We start from the raw sequence: 16,592 nt of genomic DNA, 5'->3' as shown, positions 1-16,592 counted from the left end.
GGTCGGTCGCTTTCTTTCGCATTGCGAAAAGTTTTACCGTGTGCAAGCATTGCCCCATGACGATCGAATCCCCGTCGGCTCCGCCCGGGCTGCGCGAGCGCAAGAAGCGCGAGACCGCGCGGGCCATCGAGGTGGCGGCGGTCGAGCTGGCCGCCGAGCAGTCGCTCGGCGAGGCGACGATCGAGGCCATCAGCGCCCGGGCCGACGTCACCAGCCGCACCTTCTTCAACTATTACGCGAGCAAGGAGGACGCGGTGCTCGGCGTCTCGCGCGCCTTTCCCCGCTCGCAGTTCCTCGAGCTGACGCAGCGGCCCGGCCGCTCGATCGTCGAGACGCTGCTCGACGGCGTGGTGCAGGAGCTCGGCTCGATCGAGCTCGGCACGACCGACTTCCAGGCCAAGAAGCGGCACGTGCTGCTCGAGAACCCGCACCTGCTCGCCCGCGACTTCCAGACCATGGGCGACATCGAGGCCGAGCTCGTCGCGGTCACCCGCCGGCTGCTCGACGAGGAGGGCGTCGTGGCGCCCGGCGAGCGCGACGACCGCGCGTGGGCCGTGGTCACGCTGATGGGCGCGGTGCTCCGGCTCGCAATGCAGCGCTGGAGCCGCGACTCCGGCTCGGGCGCCCCCGTCGCCGACCACATAACCATCGCCTTCCGCACCCTGCGCGCGGTCGCCCGCGACGCCTGACCCGGCCCCCCGCGCTCAACCTCCGCCCTCGCCCCACCGCCCCACCGCGCTCCGCCGCCCCACCTCGCTCCACCGCCCCACCTCGTTCGCCCCGCCCCGCGCTCCACCGCCTCACCTCGCTCCACCGCCCCACCTCGTTCGCCCCGCCCCGCGATCCACCGCTCCGCCGCGCTCCACCGCCCTCGCCCCATCGCCCCACCGCGCTCGACTCCCGCCCTGCCCGACCCGCTCTCACGAGCCACACGACCCCGAGGAACCCATGACCGCCAACCCCGACGTGAACGGCGCCGCCGTCTCCGCCTCCGGAACCTCCGCCCCCGACCCGGCCGAGTCCACCGGCCTCACCAAGCGCCGCGTCAACCTGATCTTCGCCGCGCTGCTCGTCGCCATGCTGCTCTCGGCGCTCGACCAGACCATCCTGGGCACCGCGCTGCCGACCATCGTCGGCGAGCTCGACGGCGTCAACCACATGCTCTGGGTGGCGACCGCGTACATCCTCGCCTCGACCATCGTGATGCCGGTCTACGGCAAGGTCGGCGACCTGATCGGCCGCAAGTCGCTCTTCGTCATCGCGCTCAGCATCTTCGTCTTCGGCTCCGCGATCGGCGGTTTCGCCATGTCGATGGAGTGGCTGATCGCCGGCCGGTTCATCCAGGGCCTCGGTGGCGGCGGATTGATGATCCTCTCGCAGGCGATCATCGCCGACGTCATCCCCGCCCGCGACCGCGGCAAGTACATGGGCTTCATCGGCGCCGTCTTCGGCCTCTCCTCGGTCGCCGGCCCCCTCCTCGGCGGCCTGTTCACCGACACCCTCAGCTGGCGCTACGCCTTCTGGATCAACGTGCCCCTCGGCATCGCCGCCATCGTCGCCGCCGTGGCGCTGATCAAGCTGCCGAAGCTGAACCGCGCCGCCCGCCCGAAGATCGACGTCGCCGGGATGATCACCCTCGCGATCGCCGCGTCGGCGCTGGTGCTCACCGCGTCCTGGGGCGGCACCGAGTACGAATGGAACTCCCCCGAGATCATCGGCCTGATCATCGCGACTGTCGTCGCGGCGGTCGCCTTCGTGCTGATCGAGCGGAGGAGCTCCGAGCCGGTCATCCCGATGTCGCTGTTCGCCAACCGCAACTTCACCCTCACCACCCTCGGCGGCCTCGCGATCGGCATCTCGATGTTCGGCGCCATCGGCTACATGCCGACGTTCCTGCAGATCGTGAACAACGTCAACGCGACCGTCTCGGGCTTCATGCTCCTGCCGATGCTCGCGGGCCTCCTCGTCACCGGCATCGGCGGCGGCTTCCTGATCTCCAGGACGGGCCGCTACAAGTGGATGCCCATCGTGGGCTCCCTCGTCGTCGCCGGCGCCCTGGTGCTGTTCTCGACCATGCGCGCCGACACCCCGCTCGGCCTGGTGCTGGTGTACCTCGCGATCCTCGGCCTCGGCATCGGACTCGCGATGCAGGTGCTCGTGCTGATCGTGCAGAACTCGGTGCCGCACTCGATGGTCGGAACGGCCACCGCGGGCAACAACTTCTTCCGCGAGATCGGCGCCTCGCTCGGTTCCGCCGTCGTCGGCTCGCTCTTCGTCGCCCGCCTGACCGACCAGCTCGCCTCCTCGGCGGCTCAGCTCGGCGGCGGAGGCGGCGCCCTGCCGACCGACACCAACGCCCTCACCCCGGCCGCCATCAACGCGCTGCCGCCCGAGGTGCACACGATCATCGTCGAGGCGTACTCGAACGCGCTCAGCCCCGTGTACCTCTACCTGGTGCCGCTGATGCTCGTGGCGGCCCTCCTCCTCTGCTTCGTCAAGGAGATCCCCCTCGAAACCACGGTCGTCCGCCCCGAGGCGTAGCCCGCCCCGCGGCGGGCCCCGCTGAGTCGCGCCGAAGTGCTGCATTTCGGCGCGACTCAGCCCGTTCGGCAGCCCTTTCCCGCGACTCAGCCCCGCACGCCGGAGGCGGCTCGATTTAGGTGGCCGGGACCTGTTCGGGGCGGGGGAAGCGGGCGAAGAGCTTGTCGAAGACCGCGTGGCGGTCGAACTGGAGCGCGTAGGCACGGGCCTCGTCGGCCCATTGCCGCCGCTGGTCGGGGGTCGTGTGCAGCACGGCGCGGTCGATGGCGGCGGCCACCGCGTCCGGGTCGTTCACCGGCACCACGATGGCGTGGTCGCCGATGGCCTCGCCGATGCCTCCGGTGAGGGTCGTGATCACGGGGCCACCGCCCGCGAGCATCTTCTCGGCCAGAGCGATGCCGAAGGTCTCGACGAACTCGGGGCGGGGCTTCGACGGGAGCACGAAGGCCGCGCATCCGGCCATCAGGTACGGCTTCTCGGCATCGCCCACGTCGTCGAGAAAGCGGATGCGGTGGGCCAGCGGCGAGGCGGCCGCCAGCTCCTGCAGGGCCTCGGCCTGGGGCCCCCGGCCCGCGATCATCAGGGGCAGTTCGGTCGTGCGTCCGACCTCGCTGCGCTCGAAGCCCGCGATCAGGTCGTCGACGCCCTTCGCGTCGGTGAGCCGCGAGAGGAAGAGCAGGTAGCCGTCGTCGACGAGGCCTCGGGACTCGAGCTCGGCGGCCTTCGCCCCCGGGTCGAGGTCGAGGTACTGGGCGGCGTCGATCGCCGGGTAGGAGACCTCGATGCGCTCCCGGCACTGGTCGGCGAAGCGGGTGCCGTGCTGCTCGTCGACCCGTTCGGCCTCGCTGATGATGAGGTCGCGGGTGTACTCCGAGACGGCGACGCAGTGGTCCTGCGAGAGGTAGGAGGAGAGGATGTGCGCGGCCGCCCCGAGCCGCCCCTCCTCGACCGCCGTGCGCACCACGTTCGTGACGTCGCTGCCGACCGCCTCGGCGATGGTGGTGACGTCGACCGGCAGGCCCGTGCCCCAGGCGGCGCGCACGGCGTCGGCCACCGCGATGGTGTGCGGGCTGAGGTAGAGCGAGAGCGCGACCGTCGGCACGCCGTCGGTGAAGAGCTCGACGAGGCGGCCCGTGATGCCGGCGAGGTAGCGGCCGTCGGGCACCTTGTAGTCGCCGACGGGGGCCGGGCGCTCGACGATGATCCCGTCGCTGTAGGGCAGCACGGAGTCGAGCGGCTTGAGCGGAAGGCCGGCCGCCTCGAGGCGGTCGATCGGCCAGGTGACGATGCGCACCTCGTCGAAGCCGCGGGTGAGGGCCGTCTCGGCGAGGTTGCGTCCCTCGACCGAGTGGCCGCAGATCACCGGATCGGCGCGCACCACGATGACCAGGCGGTTGCGGATGGCGTTCATGGGGTGTCTCCTGTCGTGCGGGCGGCGCCCGGCTGCTCGGTGGTCGGTGGGGTGGCCGGTTCGGCCGGGGTCGGTGGGGTGGGTTCGTCGTCGAGGTCGGGTTCGGACTCGGTCTCGACGGAGCCGTTGGGAAGCTGGAGGGTGTCCTCCGGGGCGGCGGCGGGCGGAGCATCCGGGACCTCGCTGCGAACCTCGGGGTGGTCGGACGGCTCGGCGTGCAGCGCCTCGGGGTGCTCGGACGGCTCGGTCTGGAGGGCCTCGGCCACGAGGGAGGCCACCTGCTGCGCCGTCGCGAAGGCGGCCGCCGCTCCCGCCTCGGCGGAGGTCGGCCCTGCGGCGCCGGCCGCGACCGGGTGCGAGGGCGGCACGTCACGCGTGCCCCACTCGCTCGGCGCGGGCCCGAGCTCGACGACGAGCTCCCCGCCGCCGTGCCACTCCTCGCCCGTCAGCCAGCTGCGATCGAGCGGATGCCCGTCGAGCCACATCCGCTGCACGTACTGCACCGGCCCGCCCGCCACCGGCTCGACGAAGTTCTCGGTGCGGATGACGAAGTCTCCCCCGGCCACCGCCACCGTCGCCTCACGGAACGACGGCGCGTTCACCAGGAAGAGGTTCTGCCCCGCCACCGGGAACACCCCGAGCGACGCCCAGACGAACCACGAGCTGAGCCCGCCCGAGTCGTCGTTGCCCGGCAGCCCGCCGCGGCCCGTGCCGAACTGCTGGTGCACGATGTTCTGCACGATCTCGGCGGTGCGGTCGGGCCGGCCGGCGTAGTGGTAGGCCCAGGGCGCCTCCATGTCGGGCTCGTTGTTCAGCCCCTCGAAGCGGCCCAGCACGTAGCCCGCGAGCAGGTCCTGGGCGTCGGGCTTGTTGCCCGGCTGCACCACGGGCTCGGCGCCGTAGCCGAAGAAGGCGTCGAGCTGCTCGACGAAGCGGTCGCGGCCGCCACTGACCTCGATGCGACCGGCCATGTCGTGCTGCAGCCGGAACGAGTAGTTGTAGCGGCTGCCCTCGTAGTAGGTCGAGTCCTTCAGCAGGCCCGAGGCGGGGTCGTACGCGTTGATCCAGCGGGCGGCCAGCGCTTCGAACTGCGCCGCGAGCGCGGTGTCGCCGACGTGCCGGGCGACCTTGGCGGTGCACCAGTAGCCGAAGGCGAGGTCGAGGGTGTGGCTGATCGGATGCGCCTCCCCGCGCAGCAGGAACTCCTCGCCGTAGGTGCGGCGCAGGTCGTCGCTCATGTGCACGAGCGCCCACTCCCAGTCGATCCCGGGCAGCCCGGCCTGGCAGAGCTCGGCCAGGAAGGTGTGCGCGAGCGCGCTGCCCTGCCGCGAGAAGCGATCACCGCCGCGGGCGAGCCGGTAGCCGATCGGGAAGTTGCCCTCCTCCTCGCAGATCGTCAACAGTGCATTCGCCAGCTCGACGGCCTTGTCGGGGAACAGGGTGATGAGCAGGGGCAGCTGGGTGCGGTAGATGTCCCACATCGTCGACAGGTCGAAGGCGAAGGGCCCCTCGCTCGGCCAGAACGGGCTCTCGGAGTTCGCGAAGCAGGGCTTGATCAGCGAGTGGTAGAGCGCGGTCGAGAAGACCGTCTTGCGCTCGGGGCTCGGGGTATCGACCGAGATCGTCTTGAGGTGCTTCCGCCAGGTCTTGCGGGTGCGCTCACGGCGCGCGTCGAAGCGCCCCGGGCCCGGGCCGCAGTCGGCGCGGAGGTTCGCCTCGGCCTGCTCGACCCCGCGCAGCGAGAAGCCGATGCGCAGCTCGATGGTCTGGCCGGGCTCGCTCGGCCCCGCCCACATCAGGCCGAAGGGGCGCAGGGTCGTCGGCCGGATGTGGTCGAGCGCCAGCTTCGTGCCGCCCGGCATCAGGCGCCGGTCGTACCAGAGCATCTGGCGCCACTGCGGGGTGTCGCACTCGATGTGCACCGCGATCGGGGCGCCCTCCGCGACGATCTCACCGCGCGCGACGCCGGGCTCGAGGGTCTCGAGGTTCGCCCGCAGCGGGATGGTGGCGCCGTAGGGGATGCCGAGTCCGCCGAGCGAGAAGTCGATCACCACGCGGGCGTTCGCGTGCTTCGGGAAGGTGTAGCGGTGCACGGCGCTCTTCGGGCCCACCGTGATCTCGGCGGTGACCCCCGAGTCGAGGGTGGCGGAGTAGTACCCGGGGGCGGCGGTCTCGTCCGTGATGTCCCAGCTGCGGCCGAGCACGTCGAGCGGCTCGACCATCGGCGTGACCCGGAAGTAGTTGTAGTACTTGCGGATGGCGCCGGTACCCGACTGCTGGAAGTGCGTGAAGCCGCTGGCCAGCAGGGTGTCGTGGATCGTGCTCGGCACGCCCTCGAGGCTGAGGTCGTAGCGACCGTAGCCCGTGGGGTAGCCGCCCGAGTAGGCGCAGGCCGAGACCATGCCGAGCGGGTAGGTGGCGCCCGGGTGGGTGTTGCCGATCTGGGGCTTCGGCCACCACCAGGTCGCGGCGAGGCCGGTCTGGGGCGGGAGGGCGGTGGCCTCGGTGCCGATGAAGGGGTCGACGCGGTCGATCATGCGCGGGGGCTCCTTCGGGATCGGGCGGGCTCGTGGCCGGCGGTGTCGGTCGTGCCTGCGGTGGCGGTGATCGTCGGAGCGTAGGTTCCACCGGGTACCGCGCGGTTAACCGAAGGTGGACGGACGGCGAACGGATGCGACGGCCTGGTGCGGTGCGGTTCCATGGGGCTCCTCGTGTTCGTCTCGGGGTCGGGTCAGGGCGGCGGCGCGGTGAGCAGCTCGGCGCGTTCGGCGAGGTACGGGCCGAGCGGGGTGAAGGCGTTCTCGCCGGGCTGGGCGTTCCAGCGCACGGCGACCGTGTCGCCGCGGAGGATCAGCAGCGGCGTGCGGTCGCCCGCCTGGACCGCCGCCGCCTGAGCGCGCAGCGTCGACGGATCGAGGGCGAGCTCGACGGTGTCGAAGTTCACGGTGTCGCCGTCGGCGAAGCGTCCGTGAGCGGCGCGCCGGTAGTCGCGGCGCTCCTCGGCCCGCGGGTTCTGGTTCGTGACGCGGCCGGGCTCGATCGCGCGGGTGACCCGGCCGACGCCGTGCAGTTGCGCATCCGTGTCGAGGAGGAGCACGCCGAGCCGCCACACGCGACCGAGCGGCGTCATCACCGGGCCGCGCCGGATGCCGAGGATCGCGCGCCGCTCGTCGAACCGGGCGAGGGCCTCGGTGCGCGCATCCGCTCGCCGCAAGGCCGCCACCGTGCCCGCGAGCAGGGAGTCGAGCCCGGCCGCCACGGCCGCGTCGCCCTGCTCGGTGCCCCCGGTGGTGCCGTTCATACGACGACGCTACCGGTCGCCCCGTTTCGCCCGTGTTACCGGATGCTCCCCTGCCCCTGTGCGTCGGGCCAGCGCGGCCCGGGGTGCGGTGGCCCGGCCTGCGGTGGTCGGGGGTGGGGCGGCTCCGGCCGCTTCCGGTCTTGCCGCCTCGGGCCGGGGCGCTGTGCGTCGGGCCACCGGCGCCCGAGGCCGTCGATCACCACGAGCCCGGCGACGGCGTGCAGGAGGGCGGCTGCCGCCAGGGCGATCAACTGCGGATCCGGCGGGAAGAGCACGAACAGGTAGGCCCAGAGCCCGAGCACCAGCCCCGCGGACGCGAGCCCGACCGCCCACGGCGCCGCGAGCCGGAGCGCCCAGGCGAGCAGCAGCCCGAGCGCGGCCGGCACCGCGAGGAAGCCGCCCGAGACGGCTCCGACGGCCGCGCCGATCAGCAGCGCGGTGGACGTCAGCCCGGCCGACCCGGTGCCGCCAGCGCTCGACGGGTCGAAGAGCTGTGGAGGCAGGAAGGCGATGAGAGCGAAGAACGACCCGAAGAAGGCACCTTCCACGATCCCGCCCGCGATTGCGAGCAGGGCGAAGAACGCGGCGGGCGCCCGGGAACCGCGCAGTGCGATGCCCGGGCGCCGCGCCTCAGACGAGGTCACACACCGCCGCCGCCCGAGGCGCCGGCGTGGTCGGCGACGCGCTGCCAGAAGAGCATCCAGTTGGCCCCGGCGACGCGGGAGTTGGCGATGTTCACCGTCGGACCGTTGTCGACCTTGACCATCGCGTGCACATAGAGATGAAGGTAGCCGCTCGGGTCGTTGTACCAGGAGAAGGTGATGAGCGAGCCGGCTCCGTCGAAGTGGCCGGGCAGGGCGACGAACTGCATCGCGCCGCCGTTGGCCGTCTGCACCTTGACCGGGGCGGCGAAGGCCTGCAGCGAGAACGGGCTCGCGTTCAGGTTCAGCACCTGGCCGTCGACGGGGTAGCCGCGCGGGGCGCCGAAGATCGGGAAGGAGCAGTTGAAGCAGGTGTGCAGGAGGTGGCTGGCGGCGAGCTCGGTGGCCTTCGGGTAGCGGGCGCTGTAGAGCGGGAGCGCGGCCGAGAAGTCGTAGGAGTAGTACCAGTTGGGGTCGAGCAGCACCGGGTAGGCCGTCTGGGCGTCGAGGTCGACGTGCTGAGTGAGGGTGTCGCCCGACCACTCGTAGCGGGTCGGCAGCTCGCGGCCCGCCGCGTCGCGCGCCCAGGGGGCGGCGAGGGTGCCGATGTAGTGGTGGGCGGCGTCGGCGAGCAGGGTGTCGCCGTCGGGGAGCTGAGTGCGCGTGGTGCCGTCGGGGAGGTCGAAGGTGTAGTCGAACTCGCTGCCCGCCGCGGGGCCGGTGAGGGCGGTCAGCAGGCGCACGCCGTTCATCAGCGGCTGCACGTAGGCGGCGGCGTTCTGTCCGATCGCGAACGAGTCGATGCCCGCGTCGCCCTGGCCTCGTGCCGCCGGGCCGTGCGCGTCGTCGATGGTGAGGGAGATCGGGAGGCCGGCACCCTCCGTCTGCGGGGGCGAGAGGTCGACGACGGGGGCGCCGTCGCCGGTCGAGAGCCGCAGCTCGAACGGACGGGCTCCCTGCTCGGCCGCGATGGCATCGGCCTCGGCGGTCGTCGGCGGGCGGCTCGTCTCGGTCAGGAGCTCGGGGGCGACCTGGGCGATGACGGCTGCGGGGTCGGAGAGGGGTGGACTGGTGTTGGCCGCGAGCGCGCCCGCGCTCGCGCTTGCCGGGAGGGTGATCAGGGTGGCCGCCGCAGCGGTCGCGACCACGGCCAGCGCCGCGGAGGCGCGCCGCAGCAGGGGTCGGTGGAGTCGTGACATCGAGTGACCTTTCATCGGAGTGAACCGTTCCCCCGGCCTGTCCGCATGCACAGCTTAGACACATATGGCGTTCGTGCCGCATGCTTTCTTGATTAATCCTCTGATTCTTTTTTCGCGGCGACTCCGGATGTCGGGGGTCGGGTGCAGGGTCGTCCCGGGGACGACGAGGAGACCCGTCACCGCGCCTGCGCGCGCGCCACGGCGAATCGCGCGGCAGACTCGACGGGCAGCGGCAGGCCGGGCGGCAGCGGGGGTCAGCGAGGCGGGTCGGTCGGGAGGAGCGGTGCTACCCGGGTGAGGTCAGGGGGTGGGGAGCGGCGTCGCCAGGGGGTCGCACTGGGTGAGGTCGGTCTGCGCGAGCGGCTGCCCCTCGGCGATCACGTAGGTCACGAGCAGCACCACGTCCTCGGTGCCCTCGTTGATCCCCTCGTGCACGTAGCCCTCGCCCTCCACGATCGAGTCACCCGTCTCGTACACGTGCACCCCGCCCGGGTAGATCGGCGCGTAGTGGGTGAGCTCGCCCTGCTCCACCACGGCGACGAGCTGGCCGGCGTGGCAGTGCTCGCCGGTGCCGGCGCCCGGCTTGATCGTGATCCGCCGGAACGCCACCTGGGTCGGGCCGGCGACCTCCACGTCCACGGCGGCGTCCTGCTCGCCCTTGCCGAGCTCCTCCACGACGATCGGCGCGTCGGTCGCGGGAGGCGCGGGGGTCGGGGTCGCGTCGACCGGAGCGGTGGCCGCCGGTGTGGCCGGGGCGGATGATGCGGCGGCATCCGAGGAGGCTGCCGCCGTGCATCCGGAGACCGCCAGCAGCAGAGCCAGACCCGACACGACCGACGCCCAACGCAGGGCGGCACGAGGGGAGCGGTGCGGGGCGAGCGTCATGGGTCCTCCGACCGGTCGTACGGCGAGCCGCTCACGGCGCCCCGGCGTGCCCTCATGCTGGCAGAGGCGCGGCCCGAGCGGCGGGGATGCCCGACCCCCAGTTCGGGTGCGGTGCGTCGCGCCGCCGTCTGCTCGACACCCGTCTCCCCTACCCTGGGGGCGGATGCGGCACACGCCGGCCTCGGGCGGCCGTGCCGGGTGCGCGTCCCGGCACCGTGGCCCCGCGCCGCCGTCGAACCACGAACCCGGGAACGGTCGGATGTCCAGCAGAGAGCTCCTCGAGCACCGCCGCTCGCCCGGCCGCGTGGTCGCCGTGATCGGCGGCGTGCTGGCGCTCCTGCTCGGCGCCGGCGCGGCGCTCGCCGTCTGGCTGCTCCCGCCCGTGCTGGCCGGCACTCCGCGCGAACGGCTCACGGCGTCCGACGCCGCAGTGACGGTGCACGACGCCGCGACGTCCGCCACCGTGACGCTCGGCGAGGGCTGGCTGCTGCTCGGCGTCGGCCCCTTCCTGCCGGCGGATGCTCAGACCCTCGTCTCCCCCGACGACGCCTACCGCCTCGTGCTCACGCTCGAGCCCGCCGCTCGGCCGTCCGACGCCGCAGCCCCCACCTCGCCCGTCGCGCTCGACCCGGAGGCGCTCGGCGCCCTGCTCGCCCGCACCGGCGGCGCGACGTCGACGGATGCTGCGTCCACCGGAACCGGCTCGTCCGGCGCGGCAGGAGTGACCGCCGAGTGGAGCCACGAGACGCTGGTGAGCGGTGCGACCGTGAGCTACGCCGACGTCGTCCACGGCGGTCGCACCACGACGGTCGCGCTCGTTGTTCCGCCGCACCCGCCCGCCGGGGCGCCGGCGCTCGCCCTCGTCGCCACGGTGGCGACCGCCGATGCCGCCCGCTACCGCACGGTGACCGCCGACCTCGCCGCGACCGCCGCCGTCACCCGCAGGCCGAGCGGAACCCCGACGCCCGACGGCAGCATTCCGGCGGCTCGCGGCGGACGGGATGAGCGGTGAGGCGGCGGGCGAGCGCGGGCGTCACGGCCGCCGTCCTGATGGTGGCGTCGGCGGGAGTGCTGGCGGGGTGCGCGAGCGTGCCGCCGGCGTCCGGGCCGTGGGTGCCGCGGGAGGCCCAGCCGGCCGTGGTGGACGTGAGCGTCGACGACGGGGCGACCACCGCATCCGGAACCTCGCCCGCCGCGCCCCAGACCGCCACCGGCCTCGACACCCGCCTGCTCTACAGTGCCGACCCGGCCTCGCCGGTGGCAGTTCGGTGGGCCGAGATCCCGGGCGACGCCGGCTTCACGGCGATGCTGCGCGAGCGCGTGCTGGGCGCCGTCACCGAGCACGCGGCGGCGACGGGCGTCGCCTGGGTGCCGGCCGCCGATGCACCCGGACTTCCGCCCGAGGCGCGGGGCTGCGTCGCCGGATCGACGTCGCGCCCGGCCGCCGAGCTGCTGGCCGACCCGGCCTTCACTCCGCCGGCGCAGGCGGGGGCGCCGACGCTCACGATCACCTGCGAGGTCGTCGCCGGCGCGGGCACGGTGATCGCCCAGGCGCTGCGCATCCTGACGTCGACCGCCGGGCAGGTCACGTCCGACGAGACGACGGTCTACTTCGCGGAGACCTCGGGCGCGTTCACGGTGACGAGCGAGGCGTTCCTCAGTGACGACGGGCTCCGTCAGCTGCTCCGCGACACCGTGCAGGCACTGAAGATCGAAGCGGGGGCGATGCGGCCCGAGATGGTGCAGAGCGCCGACGACTTCGCGCCCGATCAGCTGCGCGACCTCTTCTCGCACCTCGCTCTCGGCGCCGACGGCTCCCTCACCGTGCGGGTCGCGGCCGGCTTCACGGTGCCCGAGCTCGACGCCCTCGCCGCGGCCAGCGCCGAGATCGGCCGGCCGCACGTCGTCTCCGTGCCTGCCGCCCTCGCCACCCCGTTGCTCAGCGAGCAGGGCCGCCAGGTGCAGGCGGCCCTCACCTCGGGCGCCCCGCTCAGCCTGCCCGCCGCGAGCCCGCGCGGCGACGAGACCGTCGACTGCACGGTCTTCGCCTGCGTCGCCGTCACCTTCGACGACGGCCCCGGCCAGCACACCGGCGCGGTGCTGGATGCCCTCGCCGAGCGCCGAGCAGCGGCAACCTTCTTCGTGCAGGGCTACCGGGTCGAGCAGAATCGCGGGATGCTCGTGCGCGCCGACGCGGAGGGCCACCAGATCGGCAACCACACCTGGAACCACCCCGACCTGACGAAACTCCCCGACGAGGAGGTGAAGTCGCAGCTCGAGCGCACCAGCGTCCTGATCAAGGCCACGATCGGCGCCTCGCCCACCACCTTCCGGCCGCCCTACGGCGCGGTCGATCCACGGGTGCTCGGCGACACCGCGCTGCCCGCCATCCTCTGGACGGTCGACACCCTCGACTGGCAGCTCCCCGACGACGACGTGCTGCTCGGCCGGGCCGTCACGGGCGTCGACCCCGGAGACATCGTGCTGCTGCACGACGTGCACGAGAACACGGCTCGGATGACACCGGCCATCCTGGACGGGCTGCTCGGACGGGGCTTCACCCTCGTCACCCTCGAGCAGCTGCTGGGCGGCACGCCGGCACCGCACACCACGACTCGCGCAGGCTGAGCGACGGGTCTTGACGCAATCGCCGCCGCGGTCTAACGTACAACCAAATGGTTGCACGAACGATCGATCCCCCACCCCGCCTCGGCGACAGCGATGCCGACGCCGTCTTCCGTGCGCTCGCCGACGGCACGCGGCGCGACATCCTGCGGCGCACGCTGACCGGCCCCCAGTCGATCAGCGCCCTCGCCCAGCGCTACGAGATGAGCTTCGCCGCGGTGCAGAAGCACGTGACGGTGCTCGATCGCTGCGGGCTCGTCGAGAAGCACCGGTTCGGGAAGGAGCAGCTCGTCCACGCACGGGTGGAGCGGATCGCTCAGGCCTCGGGCCTGCTCGCCGAGTTCGAGCGGCTCTGGCGCGACCGCGTCGGCCGGATCGACCTGCTGCTCGACGGGCCACCGGCGGAACGAGCATCCGACGACCCCACGAACGACACCGATACCCACCCCTGAAGGAAGGAACCGACCATGCCGGTCATCAGCACCGAGCGCGACACCGACGCGCTCACCCTCACCCTCGTCGCCGAGTTCGACGCGCCGGCCGCCCGCGTCTGGCAGGTCTGGGAAGATCCGCGGCAGCTCGAGCGCTGGTGGGGGCCGCCGAGCTGGCCGGCGACGTTCCGGCGGCACGACTTCGTCGCGGGAGGCGAGTCGCACTACGTGATGACCGGCCCCGACGGCACCGAGGCGGGCGGCTGGTGGCGCGCGATCGACGTGTCACCCACCGAGCGCTTCGAGTGGGAGGACGGCTTCGCGGATGCCGAGGGTCGCCCTGACCCGTCGATGCCGGTGACGCACGCCGTCGCGACCCTCGAGGAGAAAGACGGCACCACGACCATGACTGTCGTCTCGACGTTCGCTTCGCTGGAGCAGCTCGAGCAGTTGCTCGCCATGGGCATGGACGAGGGGATGCGCGAGGCGATGGGGCAGATCGACGCCCTGCTGCGCGAGTAGGCCTCAGCCGTCGCGGTGCTCAGCCGTGGGCGGGCGGCCGGGGCGCCCTGAGAGCATCGAGCAGGGCGTCTGCCTTGAGCAGCACCTCGTCGTATTCCTCCTCGGGAATGGAGAGCGCGGTCACACCGCCCCCGACGCCGATCGTGGCCCTCGTGGGCAGCGATCCGGGTGCGGGCGCGTCGAGCACGATCGAGCGGATCGTCATCCCGAGGTCGGCACTGCCGTCGCGCCCGATCCAGCCGAAGGCGCCGGCGTAGAGACCGCGGGCCCGCTGCTCGAGTGCATCCAGGATCTCGACCGCGCTCCGCTTCGGCGCCCCCGTCATCGACCCCGCCGGGAACGCCGCCGCCAGCACCTCGGCCACCCCCGCCCCGGGGCGCAGCCGCGCCTCGACCGCACTCACCAGCTGATGCACCTGCGGGTGCGTCTCCACCTCGAGCAATGACGTCACCTCCACACCGCCCGGCACGCTCACCCGCGCCAGGTCGTTGCGCATCAGGTCGACGATCATCACGTTCTCGGCCCGTTCCTTGATGCTCGCCGCGAGGTCGGCGCGCAGCGCGGCGTCGGCGCGCGCGTCCCCCGACCGTCGTCGCGTTCCCTTCACGGGGTGCGTCGAGACGCGACCGTCGGCGACGCGAACGAAGCGCTCGGGCGACGAGCTGAGCAGGGTGACGCCACCGATCCGCAGCACCCCGCCGTGCGGCGCGGGCGAGATCGCGCGCAGCCGGTCGTAGACGTCGAGGGGGTCGAAGCCGGTTCCGGATGCGGTGGTCACCTCGATCTCGGTCGACAGGTTGAGCACGTACGCGTCCCCCCGGGTGATGGTCGCCTGGCAGGCGCGCACGGCGGCGAGGTACTCGGCGCGGGTATCGCGCCAGCGCACGCTCGGACGGTCCGGGAGTGCGGGCTCGGGGCGGGACGGCGTTCGGATCAGGGCGCAGAGGTCGTCATCGGTGCGGCGGCGCCAGGCGTCGAGCTCGCCCGTCCACGAGGGCGCCGCGGCGAGCAGCTCGATGCGCCGCTCCCCCTCGATCAGAGGACCCAGGGCCACAGCGCGGTCGACCAGGAGGAAGGCGGCGTCGGGATGACGGGTGGGACGCGCATCCGGAACCCCCATCGTCTCGCGGGAGACCCCGTAGCCCAGCCAGCCGACGAGACCGGGGCGGAAGGGAGGTGCCTCCACGTCGGCGTCGACCGTCAGCGGGTCGTCGCGCCAGGCCTGCTCTCGGGCGGCGAGCGCCGGCAGAAGCGGGCCGTGGAACTGCCAGCGGGGGCCGGTTCCGATGATGCTCCAGCCGCGGGCATCGTCGAACCAGAAGGCGTCGGAGGCCGGGTCGCCGTGGAGAGCCCGGAAGACGGTGGCGGGATCGAGGGTCGAGACGCCCGCGACGCGGTGACGCAGCAGCCGCGGTGCCATGCCCCGAGTCTGCCATGCCCGGAGCCCGGGAGCCGGTCGGGGGCCGGTCAGTGGGCCGAGGGTCGGCGAACGGGCCGAGCCGGGAGGCGCATCCGGCCCCTCATCGGGTCGTTCTCGGGCCGCCCACCCCAGTACCTTCCCAGGAGAGCTGATTACTGTACGCAGTACTACCACCCGGTACCCGCTCACGCCCGCCCCGCTCCCCGAAACGAGGAAAATTGGACGTCCCCGGATACGTCTGGACGCTGACCATCGTCGGCATCATCGGCCTGCTGGCCTTCGACTTCATCTTCCATGTGCGAAAAGCGCACGAACCGACGTTGAAAGAGGCGGCCATCTGGTCGTCGATCTACGTCGGCATCGCCATCCTGTTCGGCATCGGCGTGCTCGTCTTCGGCGGCGCCACCGCCGGCAGCGAGTACTTCGCCGGCTACATCACCGAGAAGGCGCTGTCGGTCGACAACCTCTTCGTGTTCCTGATCATCATGTCGAGCTTCGCCGTGCCGCGCGCCGACCAGCAGAAGGTGCTGCTGTTCGGCATCGTCTTCGCGCTGATCGCCCGCACCGGCTTCATCCTCATCGGTGCCGCCGCGATCTCGGCGTTCTCGTGGGTGTTCTACCTGTTCGGCGCCATCCTGATCGTCACGGCGATCAACCTGCTGCGGCCGCACGACGAGCACGCGGGCGACAGTCTCATGGTCAGGCTCGCAAAGCGCATGATCAAGACGAGCGACCACTACGACGGCGACAAGTTCTTCACGGTCGAGAACGGCAAGCGCGTGCTCACGCCGATGCTGCTCGTGATCGTGGCGATCGGGCTGACCGACATCCTGTTCGCGCTCGACAGCGTGCCCGCCATCTACGGCCTGACCGAGAACGTGTTCATCGTGTTCACGGCGACGGCGTTCTCGCTGCTCGGCCTGCGTCAGCTGTACTTCCTGATCGACGGGCTGCTCGACCGGCTCGTGTACCTGTCGATCGGCCTCGCGGCGATCCTCGCGTTCATTGGAGTGAAGCTCGTGCTGCACGCGCTGCACGAGAACACGCTGCCGTTCATCAACGGCGGCGAGCACGTGCCGGTGTTCGAGATCAGCACGGGACTCTCGCTGACGGTGATCGTCGGCATCCTGATCGTCACGGTCGTCGCATCGCTGCTCAGCCCCAAGGGGCGGGCGCAGAACTTCGCGGCGGCCATCCGCCGGCACGCCACCGACGCGGTCGACGAGACGAAGCCGACGCCCGAGCGCGCCGCCGCCTTCGACCGCCTGCGCGAGACGCACTCGAAGGCGTCGGCCCTCCCGCCGAAGCACCGCGAGGCCGTGCTCGGAGACGAGTCGCTGAAGTCGGCCGTCGAGCGGGCGCACGAGGAGCATTCCTCGCGCTGACCCGCGTCGTCTGCTGCTGGGGTCCTGCTGGGTCCTGCTCCTGCACATCGCTGAGCCGCCGTCGCCCGTCCACAGTCGTGGAGGGGGCGCGGCGGCTTCCGCGTTCGGGCTGCTAGGTTTCTCGTGCCTGACGGGAACGGGCTGCGGTACTGCTGGAGTGCGCTGTGCCTGCTGCTGTTCGCTGTCCCTGTCCTTCTCGGTGTGCCTGCTCTTCTCGGTGTGCCTGCTCTT

14 protein-coding genes are annotated in these 16,592 nt (G+C 72.2%); 7 read left to right on the top strand and 7 right to left on the bottom strand.

Going from position 1 to position 16,592, the window contains the following annotated elements; translation table 11 throughout:
• The first annotated feature begins 56 nt into the window (after nucleotides 1-56).
• On the top strand, nucleotides 57-689 hold the full coding sequence (locus tag BJ984_RS11320) for a TetR/AcrR family transcriptional regulator (RefSeq protein WP_179548111.1): 633 nt from the start codon (nucleotides 57-59) through the stop codon (nucleotides 687-689).
• Nucleotides 690-948: 259 nt separating this feature from the next.
• Nucleotides 949-2,541: an MDR family MFS transporter gene (locus tag BJ984_RS11315; RefSeq protein WP_179548110.1), complete on the top strand. Its 1,593-nt coding sequence runs from the start codon at nucleotides 949-951 to the stop codon at nucleotides 2,539-2,541.
• 115 nt (nucleotides 2,542-2,656) lie between these two features.
• Here BJ984_RS11315 and BJ984_RS18945 read toward each other — a convergent pair whose 3' ends face one another.
• The 6 genes from BJ984_RS18945 to BJ984_RS11285 form a co-directional block, all read right to left on the bottom strand.
• Nucleotides 2,657-3,952 (bottom strand): glycosyltransferase, encoded by a 1,296-nt coding sequence (locus BJ984_RS18945; RefSeq protein ID WP_179548109.1) that lies wholly within the window; start codon nucleotides 3,950-3,952, stop codon nucleotides 2,657-2,659.
• Nucleotides 3,949-6,489 carry a glycoside hydrolase domain-containing protein gene (locus BJ984_RS11305; protein ID WP_179548108.1) on the bottom strand — a complete coding sequence of 847 codons (2,541 nt, stop codon included), beginning with the start codon at nucleotides 6,487-6,489 and terminating at the stop codon, nucleotides 3,949-3,951. The genes BJ984_RS18945 and BJ984_RS11305 overlap by 4 nt, the downstream gene beginning before the upstream one ends.
• 194 nt (nucleotides 6,490-6,683) lie before the next feature.
• Entirely contained in the window at nucleotides 6,684-7,253 is a 570-nt protein-coding gene (locus BJ984_RS11300; RefSeq protein WP_179548107.1) for a hypothetical protein, read from the bottom strand.
• A 35-nt stretch (nucleotides 7,254-7,288) separates the two neighbouring features.
• A complete protein-coding gene (locus BJ984_RS11295) occupies nucleotides 7,289-7,897 on the bottom strand; it encodes a hypothetical protein (protein ID WP_179548106.1) in 609 nt (202 codons plus the stop codon).
• A complete protein-coding gene (locus tag BJ984_RS11290) occupies nucleotides 7,894-9,093 on the bottom strand; it encodes a hypothetical protein (RefSeq protein WP_179548105.1) in 1,200 nt (399 codons plus the stop codon). The genes BJ984_RS11295 and BJ984_RS11290 overlap by 4 nt, the downstream gene beginning before the upstream one ends.
• Before the next feature lie 300 nt (nucleotides 9,094-9,393).
• A complete protein-coding gene (locus tag BJ984_RS11285; RefSeq protein WP_179548104.1) occupies nucleotides 9,394-9,978 on the bottom strand; it encodes a cupin domain-containing protein in 585 nt (194 codons plus the stop codon).
• A 259-nt stretch (nucleotides 9,979-10,237) separates the two neighbouring features.
• Between BJ984_RS11285 and BJ984_RS11280 the strand changes: the two genes are divergently transcribed.
• The 4 genes from BJ984_RS11280 to BJ984_RS11265 are packed head-to-tail and all read left to right on the top strand — an operon-like array spanning nucleotide 10,238 to nucleotide 13,556.
• Nucleotides 10,238-10,990, top strand: coding sequence for a hypothetical protein (locus BJ984_RS11280; protein ID WP_179548103.1), 753 nt, complete (start codon nucleotides 10,238-10,240; stop codon nucleotides 10,988-10,990).
• The gene (locus BJ984_RS19115) at nucleotides 10,987-12,606 is read left to right on the top strand and encodes a polysaccharide deacetylase family protein (protein ID WP_179548102.1); all 1,620 of its coding nucleotides are present in this window, start codon (nucleotides 10,987-10,989) and stop codon (nucleotides 12,604-12,606) included. The genes BJ984_RS11280 and BJ984_RS19115 overlap by 4 nt, the downstream gene beginning before the upstream one ends.
• 47 nt (nucleotides 12,607-12,653) lie before the next feature.
• Complete coding sequence (locus BJ984_RS11270) at nucleotides 12,654-13,055, top strand: ArsR/SmtB family transcription factor (RefSeq protein WP_179548101.1); 402 nt, start codon at nucleotides 12,654-12,656, stop codon at nucleotides 13,053-13,055.
• A 15-nt stretch (nucleotides 13,056-13,070) separates the two neighbouring features.
• Complete coding sequence (locus BJ984_RS11265; RefSeq protein ID WP_179548100.1) at nucleotides 13,071-13,556, top strand: SRPBCC family protein; 486 nt, start codon at nucleotides 13,071-13,073, stop codon at nucleotides 13,554-13,556.
• 19 nt (nucleotides 13,557-13,575) lie between these two features.
• Here the strand turns inward: BJ984_RS11265 and BJ984_RS11260 are convergent, their stop codons facing one another.
• Nucleotides 13,576-14,976, bottom strand: a complete 1,401-nt coding sequence (locus BJ984_RS11260) for an anthranilate synthase component I family protein (RefSeq protein ID WP_179548099.1) — start codon at nucleotides 14,974-14,976, stop codon at nucleotides 13,576-13,578.
• A gap of 218 nt (nucleotides 14,977-15,194) precedes the next feature.
• Between BJ984_RS11260 and BJ984_RS11255 the strand changes: the two genes are divergently transcribed.
• Nucleotides 15,195-16,361, top strand: a complete 1,167-nt coding sequence (locus BJ984_RS11255; protein WP_179548098.1) for a TerC family protein — start codon at nucleotides 15,195-15,197, stop codon at nucleotides 16,359-16,361.
• Nucleotides 16,362-16,592: the final 231 nt, after the last annotated feature.

Origin of the sequence: Herbiconiux flava (assembly GCF_013409865.1) — a bacterium.
In the GTDB taxonomy this organism is placed as follows: Bacteria; Actinomycetota; Actinomycetes; order Actinomycetales; family Microbacteriaceae; genus Herbiconiux; species Herbiconiux flava.
Note: the sequence above shows the minus strand (reverse complement) of the source record. Positions and strands in the feature narration are given on the sequence as shown.